Source organism: Microcoleus sp. Pol17C6, from assembly GCF_036701145.1.
In the GTDB taxonomy this organism is placed as follows: Bacteria; Cyanobacteriota; Cyanobacteriia; order Cyanobacteriales; family Microcoleaceae; genus Microcoleus.
Genome location: NZ_JAUBQH010000107.1, coordinates 1 through 8,545, shown reverse-complemented (window position 1 = coordinate 8,545; position 8,545 = coordinate 1). Strand labels below are relative to the sequence as shown.

Sequence of the window (8,545 nt, the reverse complement as noted above, 5' to 3'; positions counted from 1 at the left end):
GCGCCCATATATTGAGTTACCTCAGTAGATGTGTTCTCTTTCTTTACTTATTTTAACATAGTTCGGTTTTTTGGCGCCGACCTACTTACTCTAATTCAGCAACGCCGACTTTTGATTTCCCCAGATATCATATTGCGCTTTCTTGTCCCATAGATAATTCTAAAAATTAGGGCGATTATCAGTTTAGCTTGGATATGGTTTTGCTGGAGATATGCAGCCCAAATCTATCTGCTGCTTGTACTTCAATTAAAATCTTTGCGATCGAAGGCTTCGCTCGTCTATGCAAGTAACATTTGCAGGGGAAAGTTCAGACTAAACGCCTTCGGAATTTACGATCGCTCACCAGCACTTGTCTCATCATCACTCAACCGTATTAGACAAACTCTCAAACCACCGAACTAAGGTACGGACATCCTCAAGCGCTCTCCGCTAACCGAGCGCCATCGCCCATCCAATCGCCATACTCCCCATGCTCGCCTGTCCCCCACACTATGATGTACTCTAGCCCCGGATCGATCTGCACGCCAAACCCACCGCTAGAGAAGTTAAATACTGCGTAGAGGTCGTCTGGCCCAACAGACCATCGCAAGAAAACGACGCTTGTCGCCAATGCTGGGAATTCGTTGAACACTTGAGCGAAGAAACGTTGACTGAATTCAGGAGTGTTGGCTAAAGCAATGTCTTGTGGCAGGCTCCACCACTGGCCCTCTGTCTCACGACCACAGCGAGGATCGTATTCTGGAAACTTGTCCATATCTCGTAACTGTAGGGGAAAAAGAAACCCAGCCTTGCTTAATCAGGGTATGAAAAAAATAAGTCGAAAATCCAGAAGCTTTGTAGATACTGGTTTCTAAAATTTGCATATTTAGTCTTTCATACCGTAAATCAGCAACGCGCGGAAAACAAAATTTTGATAGTTGGCGATCGCATACTTTCCCCTAATTCAACTGAGCGCGTAAAGCTTCCCGTCAGAGCCCGTAGTATAGATTACCCCCTCCGCGATCGCCAGTTCAGAGCATAATGCCGTTCCTATGGCAAACTTCCATAGTTGTTGTCCTGTCAGAGCATCTACTGCATAAACATTACCGCTAAAGGTTCCTAAGTAAACAATTCCGTCAGCAATAGTCGGAGGTGTTTGTATGTTAGTATCCGTTGTAAACTGCCACTTCTCTTCCCCAGTTGTGCAGGAAAGTGCGTAGAGTGTATGAGTATTTTGGCTGATAGTATAAACTGTGCCATCAAAAATCGCCAGATCGTGTCTCAACGAGCCTTTTTCTGGACTAAAGTTCCACTTCACCTCTCCAGTACGGATATCTGCTGCATAGAAATTTTTCTGTCCAACCAAGTAAACTGTTCCATCAGAAATAGCTGATAAGCGATCGTCGTACTGTTGAGTTTTGAATTGCCATGCAACTTCTCCTGTAGCGAGAGAAAGCGCATTTACGTAATGATAATTGTGTACTAAAACGATTTCATCATCTATCAAAGGGCAACCGCTAGATAAGGACACTTGGGCCTGCCACTTTAATAGTCCATTCCGACACGACAGGGCAGAGAGTTTGTGAGATCCGTCTTTGTTTCTGCTGTAAACATAGATTGTGCCATTAACAACAGCAGGAAACTCAGCGCTGCTGAGTTTGATAGACCACTGTTCTTGTCCAGTCATCGCAGAAAGTGCATACAAAGAATCACCTCCGATGTAAACCATGCCATCAGCCACAGCGGAACAAGAATAAGTTGTTTTGTCAAACTGCCATACTTGTTTTCCAACTTCAGCATCTATAGCATAAAGATTAGAGTAACTGCAGCCGACATAAACTATTCCATTCGCGGCAATCGGGGGGGATGATAAATGTCTATCCAGCGAGAATTTCCACTTCAATCCAACAACCTGGTGAACACCTCTAGTAATGTAAACACCAGTTTGTTGTGGATTGGCGCGATACATAGCTCCATCTGAGCTAATTGGAGGATCTGCTAAAGGCTCTCCTTGAATTGAAGCATCTGAAAGGATTTGGTTAATTAGTGCTGTTGTAGTATCAATTGCGTATAGATAACCATCTTCACTGCCAAAGTAAACCACTTCAGCAGCAATAGCAGGAGATGAAGACACTCCACCCATTGCTGTGAACTTCCACAGTTGCTGGCCTGTAGTGCTGAATAAGGCATAAAGATTTCCGTCTTCACTGCCGAAATAAACTATTCCCTCAGCCATACTAGGGTAATTGATGTTCCAATCACCACGGTAAAAAGTCCATTGTAATTGTCCTGTTTCTTTGTTGAGAGCCAATAAATATCCCTCTCTAGTGCCAATGTAAACCATGTCATCAGTGACTAACGGACTTGTGCAGATATAACCGCTTGTTTGGAATTCCCATACAATTTGTCTGCTAGCACTATGTAAAGCAAAAACTGAACTTTTTGTAGAGGAATAGTAGGACGGACAGCTAACATAAACTATTCCGTTAACAACCACTGGAGCCAAAAAACTGAGATTGTGTTTGTTGAATTGCCACTGTACCGCAGATGAAGCACTATCTAGTGACCAGAAACTACCAAATGCAAAAATGTAGACTGTGCCATCAGCAACAGCAAGAGAACTAACTCCATTGGGTTGCTCAAATTGCCATATTACTTGCTTGGTAGCAATATCCACAGCTTGGAGATAACCCTGTACGTTCAGAATAGGTGTGCAAGGGAGCTCGGTGTTTGACCCGTGTATTTCCGTAAAATTACTGGCTACATAAACAACACCATCTGCTACAACGGGCGATGATTCCACTACGCCTGGGGTGGCAAATGTCCATTTAGCTATACCTGTTTTCAGGTCTATTGCATACAACTGATTATCGTTACTGATGTAGGCAACATCATCAACAATTGTCGGTGGCGATGGACGTAAGAAGGCATTTTCAGACCCTTCCCCTTCTTTTGGTATTTGAAAAGTCCACTTGGCTTTTCCATTTCGGCTATTAACTGCATAGAAAGTACCCTGGTCATTTATAACGTACACTACTTGATTAATAACGACTGGAGAAACACGTATTCTGCTTTTTGTATTGAACTTCCACTTTAATCCATCGGGGTGATGAACTCCGCTACCATCATATAAACCCATACGCTGTTCCTCTAAAGACGGCCGATGATTTCTTTGGTCTAATTTTTTTATATGAGTAAAAATGACACTTATTCTAGAAAAAGGAAAAATTATTATAAACTTAAAAAGTTTTAAAGTCTCCACAATTAATCCTGAAATAAATAAAGCCAAACACAAAAAATATTGGCTCATGTAATCACATCACTTCTGTCATAATCAACTGGCACATTGGCAACTGACCCGCAACCCGCAATCACTCAATCCTCAGCAAATTTGTTAGCTTCACACAAACAATCCCTTGGAGAATCATTAAAAATAGCCCCGTTGTTTTAGGTCAAGCTTCATTATGCTTCATCCCGCAAATGGGTAGCTGCCAGTTCCCTCGCTGCGCCTGAGTATCTGCTTGATTTTGAGCGTTTCTCTGGAATTGATAAATTCGCATCTCACCCGACCCAACGACCCTACCTCACAAGAGCGATCGCGCCCCCATCAGGAAATTTCTCGTTCAAACTCTGATTGAAATAATACTGACACCAAAATTCTGCTACTTCCAACAACATGGGTACGGATTCAGCAACGATACCCGAACCCGACTGCAATCCATAGCCTTCTACATATTCTCTAGCTAGTTTGTAAGCCCAATAGGGAAAATCTGTCTCTACAAAACAGCGCAGTGCATACTCTAGCTTTAGTAAATCTCCACTGCGAACAAAGCGCACCGTTGTCCACCTAAAATTGCGGTAGTCATCCCCTTGCACCCCATCAATGTCTCTCAATAAGTTTCTCAAAGATTGCCGGCTTTCGTAACTAGGGTTTTCTCGGTAACTGTCCATCAGTGAGATCGCTTCATCCACTAATTGTTTTTGCTGTTCCCATTCTTCCTCCGTAAAATGTTCTGGACAATTCGCCTGATTTATCTGCTGCTGCACCAGTCGAGCAATGTAGAGCGCAAACTTTTCGGCGACGAGTTCATCAACGCACAGACTTTTGATACTCGTCAGCCTGGTTATCGGTATGGCAAAGCGAGCTTTTTCAACTTCTTGGGTGGCTTGAATCCATTTTTGGATTTTCTTAGCAATAGCAAGCTGTTGTTTGTTTTGTTTCATTCTAAATTGCCGACTATTAATATCCTGATTGAAGTAACGCTCCAGAGAGTAAATCTGTTAGTTTGAGTGTAACAGCCCACTGGTTTAAGTAAGCGATATCGAGTCGTTCCCCTTGCACCTTCAAAACTCCCAACACATCCCTCCACTGCTTTTGGGAACCGCCAGGAATTAGTTTGTACCAACTGAGTTTTTGCAGGACGATATCTTCGGGTGAGTAGATGTAAATTCCCTCCTCTGTTAAACCGCTAACAGGGAAAAGTTGGCGTCGGCTCATCACGGAAGCCGAAAAAGGGTCATCGCTGCCCATCACAAAAATATCTGCTTTCTCCATCGAAGGCAAATAGATGACATTGAACGATGATTCGCGGGGTGCTGTTCTTGAATTGGCAATCGCTTCAGTCACAGCCGACTCGCTTATGTAAAACTCGCCTGACATGGCATCAATTAGTCTCTGTGCTGTTCGCGATTCCAGGTCAATTACTAAGTCCAAATCTTGCGTAGATCTGTTCTCTCCCAACAGCGAACTCGCCACCGAACCTCCCACAACATAGGGAATATTCAGCGGTAGCAAGATGCTGGCTATTTTTTGCGCTAACAGAATCGGATCAGCAATCACGAGTTCGCCCCAATCTTTACTGTCTGATAAAACTTCTATCCACTCAACACCCAAGCACCTTTTAATAAATTCTTGCCGAACTTTTGTCTCAGCAGCATTGGGATACTGGTTCTTTATTCCAGATATTGCCAGCCTTCGCACCGCTTGATTGAAAGCGCAAGTCCGCTGTACTTTTTGTTGGGGCGTTAACTGTCGCAATAGCTGAAACATCAGCACGTCCGCCTCAATGCTGGTATCGATAGATTGCGGCTTGTATCTTGACTTGACTGTGACTGTTGGCATTGGCGGCATGATGCAATCTTGCTCCCAGGCAGAGATTTCAAAATTATATTACAGAATCTAAATTTTTCAGACCGCTTTATAACAATGATATTTTTCCTTAATTATAATGAAACTTTAACCCTAAAAAGACTTGCTATAATGATGTCCAAAGCAAAGGCGATAGTTACCCGAGCTACTAACCAGATGCCAAGGTCTAGACATTGTAAGGTTTAATTGTTCAACGACCAATTCTGACTAAGACTTTTTTCACACAACTGTTCTTGGGAGAGATGAAGATATGGACTTAAATCAAAAGTCGAGAAATCATCGATGGCGAGGGCGACTAATAAAAGCTGGAGGGGGTATTCTACTAATTTTCGGCACAGGTTTAAGCGTTTTTACCTGGAAAGCCTTCTCACCACCTTCTGTTAATCGACTACCACTTCCCAAAACTTTAGTTTCTCTAGAATCACCCGAAGGACAACAGCTATTGAACCAGAGCAAGAGCAAACAGGATTTTCAACCGCTTAGCACCCACATTGAAACTCAAAAGCGTCCCGCCTATTGTGGTGTGGCTAGTAGTGTGATGGTTCTGAACGCACTCGGCAGCAAAAAACAGGGATATCGCACCCTAACCCAAGACACCTTTTTTGACGGTCAAACCCAGAATATCCGTTCTTCTTATGCCGTTACTTTTTCGGGCATGACTCTTGATGAATTAGCTGCTTTGCTCAGAAGTCACAACGTCAAAGTTGAGGTCTACTATGCGTCGGAGACAACACTTAACCAATTTCGTACTCAAGCTAAAGCCAACCTTAACCGTTCTGGCGACTATATAATCGTGAACTACCAACGCTCTGTTTTGGGTCAGGGTAAAAGCGGGCATATTTCTCCCCTCGCTGCCTATCACGAGCAAAGCGATCGGTTTTTGATTGAAGACGTAGCCAGCTATAAATATCCGCCTGTATGGACTTCTACTGAAAATCTTTGGAAAGCGATGAATACTACCGATTCTATTTCCAAAAAGACACGGGGCTATCTCGTTGTGCGCCAGTAAAATAGAGAATTAGGCATTGCATAGCTGGGCTTCAACCCTTACTCAAAAATGACAAAACTGCGGGTGCGACCAAAAGTAATTGGAGTATTATGCTATTTTTGATTTGAACTTTATCAGTTTTGGAAAAGCACTGTGTCTAAACTTTTTGCCGTTGTTGTAGCAACCATTCCAGAGTATTACGACTACAAAAACGCTCACCCCGAACACGACCCCAATCAGCTAGCTTGGTTTCGCGAGCAACAGGACAAAGGAATACTACTGTGAATAAAGCCCGTTTTTTCCCCATGATGGAACAGGGCTTTGGGTGATTCAGGCAGAAAATGTGGAAGAAGCTCAAACAATTGTTAGCAGCAGTCCCCGCGCCCTGGAGGGTATGTTAGCAGAATCTACTAGAGTAGTGGAGTGGCAGGTGCATATTGGGTGCGAGCGTTTTGGGGATAGTAAATAGGTAGGGGCTATATTTGCAATTACTCATTCACCTCCAAAGAAGAACCATTGGGCTTGCGCCGTGATAAATGTATATTCTCTCCCCCTAGGCCGCCGAGCGATCGCGGAATCAGAAAATATAGACACCGCCATTGCGAACTCAGGTTGATACTATATGTTTTGAATCACCACTTATCCATGTCTTACCAAAAATTGCCGTAGTGTGAAATAGGAGTATCATTGCATAAAGTTACAATCCATAGGCAACAGCTATGTCCAAACGGCAAGCTTGAATCGGCAGTGCAAACCACCTCATATTGATCGGGTTTATCAACATCGCAAAACTTCAGCCACATGATGTCCCAGACACTTTCAGTCTTGTAACAATCATTTAACTGAAGAATCACATCTTTGACTCCGCCTTTAAAAAAAGTACCTGATTTTATGTTAACTAGATAAGCTTTGACTGTTGGCTCAACGGTACTAAATAAAGTTGTTGAGAACGCGAACTACTGCTTTTTCGAGCGTTGGATTAAGCCCATTCGCATCACCAGCAATGTATATCTCCAAGCTCTCAAAGTAATCTGGTAACGCTATAACAGCAAGCCAATATCCCTTACTCGGGTCGTAATCAAGACGCTCGCAAAAGCCTTTTATGTTTTCCAGCATGACTTTATAACTTTCCACCGCAAATCTTACCCTAAGCCAAAGTTTAACTATTTAAACACGCTATAGCAGCTCTCAACACTCGAACTGCCATCGCCTGAACCAAACTTGCTGATTCCTAGAGCGCTACGTTAAGAAATACCCCCGACGGATGCAGCAATGCAGCATTTGCGGCAAACTTTCTGGTATCGGGTCGGGTATACACCAAGCATGAAGATAGAACGGCACGGCCAGGCGAAAATCCTTACGCAACAGGAAATCGAACTGCTATTTAACAAAGGTTTGCAGACCTCACGCGATCGCACCTTGTTTGGAGTTTGCCTCTACACCGCTTGTCGGATTGCCGAAGCTTGTTCCCTGGAAGTCATCGATATTTACACTGCCAGAGGTACAGTCCGACCTACAATCAACTTCCGCAAGGGCAACACCAAAGGCCAGCTCCAAACCAGAACGATTCCAGTCATTGAAGATTTGCGGAGTCTCCTGACATCTTGGAAACCCCACGCAGGTCAGACTTATTTATTCCCCGGTCGCCACCATTCCCACCACTGGAAGCATCTGCACACCAACTCAGCGGATCAGATTTTGAGAGAAGCGTTCGAGCGAACTGGCATCGAGGGAGCCTCCACCCACAGTTTTAGGAGAACCGCCCTGACTCAGATGAGCAATGCGGGTATCCCATTGCGAATTATTCAAGAAATCAGCGGTCACAGTAACCTCGAACAGTTGCAGCATTACTTAGAGGTGAAGCCGGATCAAGTCAAAGGAGCGATCGCTTCACTTTCCATGCTTTCCTACACGGGGAAAGCTACATTTCCCCCTGTAGAGGATGAATTGCCGGCTGTGCCGTTACCGAGGGAGCAACTGTCACAAGCGCAATCCGACGCAACTGAAGAAATTCCCGACTGGTGATCGGCTGACTGTAAAAAAAGGGATGCTCCAGCAGCATCTGCTGGCTAGGAGGTGCTATACCATCCGTTTAACGGCTCTCATAGTGTTCCAGAGAAGCTCGTGCCAAAGCCTGAGATTGGTTTACGGCATCATCACCAACCGAAAGTTGAGCACTCTCGTTACGCTAGAAAAGTTCTTTAAAGCCCTTAAGCCCATAAAACAAAGGCTCCTAAATCAGAGGAGCTTTAGTTTAAATATGGTTCCAGACATCGAGCTATTTTCGAGATGCAGTGACGGGTCAAATATCTTCGCCACATGGGCGTTTAACAAGCCAAAAGTTGTCAGGGTAAAAAACGCTGAAGACTGCAGAGAATTAAGTCATCAATCACCATGTAGAAAGAGAGGTCAAGCCCTCGGTCTATTAG

The 8,545-nt window shown here is 44.0% G+C and carries 9 protein-coding genes; 4 read left to right on the top strand and 5 right to left on the bottom strand.

What is annotated here, in order from left to right; translation table 11 throughout:
• Positions 1 to 415: 415 nt before the first annotated feature.
• From QUA25_RS28085 to QUA25_RS28070, 4 genes are all read right to left on the bottom strand, one after another.
• Positions 416 to 754 (bottom strand): hypothetical protein, encoded by a 339-nt coding sequence (locus tag QUA25_RS28085; RefSeq protein ID WP_333042928.1) that lies wholly within the window; start codon positions 752 to 754, stop codon positions 416 to 418.
• A gap of 189 nt (positions 755 to 943) precedes the next feature.
• Positions 944 to 3,289, bottom strand: coding sequence for an outer membrane protein assembly factor BamB family protein (locus QUA25_RS28080; protein WP_333042926.1), 2,346 nt, complete (start codon positions 3,287 to 3,289; stop codon positions 944 to 946).
• Between the two features lie 269 nt (positions 3,290 to 3,558).
• The gene (locus QUA25_RS28075; protein WP_333042925.1) at positions 3,559 to 4,203 is read right to left on the bottom strand and encodes a hypothetical protein; all 645 of its coding nucleotides are present in this window, start codon (positions 4,201 to 4,203) and stop codon (positions 3,559 to 3,561) included.
• 16 nt (positions 4,204 to 4,219) lie between these two features.
• Positions 4,220 to 5,110, bottom strand: a complete 891-nt coding sequence (locus QUA25_RS28070) for a hypothetical protein (protein WP_333042924.1) — start codon at positions 5,108 to 5,110, stop codon at positions 4,220 to 4,222.
• Positions 5,111 to 5,378: 268 nt separating this feature from the next.
• Here QUA25_RS28070 and QUA25_RS28065 point away from each other — a divergent pair, with 268 nt between their 5' ends.
• From QUA25_RS28065 to QUA25_RS28055, 3 genes are all read left to right on the top strand, one after another.
• Positions 5,379 to 6,137, top strand: a complete 759-nt coding sequence (locus tag QUA25_RS28065) for a phytochelatin synthase family protein (RefSeq protein WP_333042922.1) — start codon at positions 5,379 to 5,381, stop codon at positions 6,135 to 6,137.
• Between the two features lie 132 nt (positions 6,138 to 6,269).
• Entirely contained in the window at positions 6,270 to 6,401 is a 132-nt protein-coding gene (locus QUA25_RS28060) for a hypothetical protein (RefSeq protein ID WP_333042920.1), read from the top strand.
• A 40-nt stretch (positions 6,402 to 6,441) separates the two neighbouring features.
• On the top strand, positions 6,442 to 6,585 hold the full coding sequence (locus QUA25_RS28055) for a hypothetical protein (protein WP_333042918.1): 144 nt from the start codon (positions 6,442 to 6,444) through the stop codon (positions 6,583 to 6,585).
• Positions 6,586 to 7,046: 461 nt separating this feature from the next.
• On the opposite strand, the gene QUA25_RS28050 is transcribed toward QUA25_RS28055, so the two are convergent.
• Positions 7,047 to 7,250, bottom strand: a complete 204-nt coding sequence (locus QUA25_RS28050; protein ID WP_333042917.1) for a hypothetical protein — start codon at positions 7,248 to 7,250, stop codon at positions 7,047 to 7,049.
• A gap of 189 nt (positions 7,251 to 7,439) precedes the next feature.
• Here QUA25_RS28050 and QUA25_RS28045 point away from each other — a divergent pair, with 189 nt between their 5' ends.
• A complete protein-coding gene (locus QUA25_RS28045; protein WP_333042915.1) occupies positions 7,440 to 8,141 on the top strand; it encodes a tyrosine-type recombinase/integrase in 702 nt (233 codons plus the stop codon).
• Positions 8,142 to 8,545 lie beyond the last annotated feature (404 nt).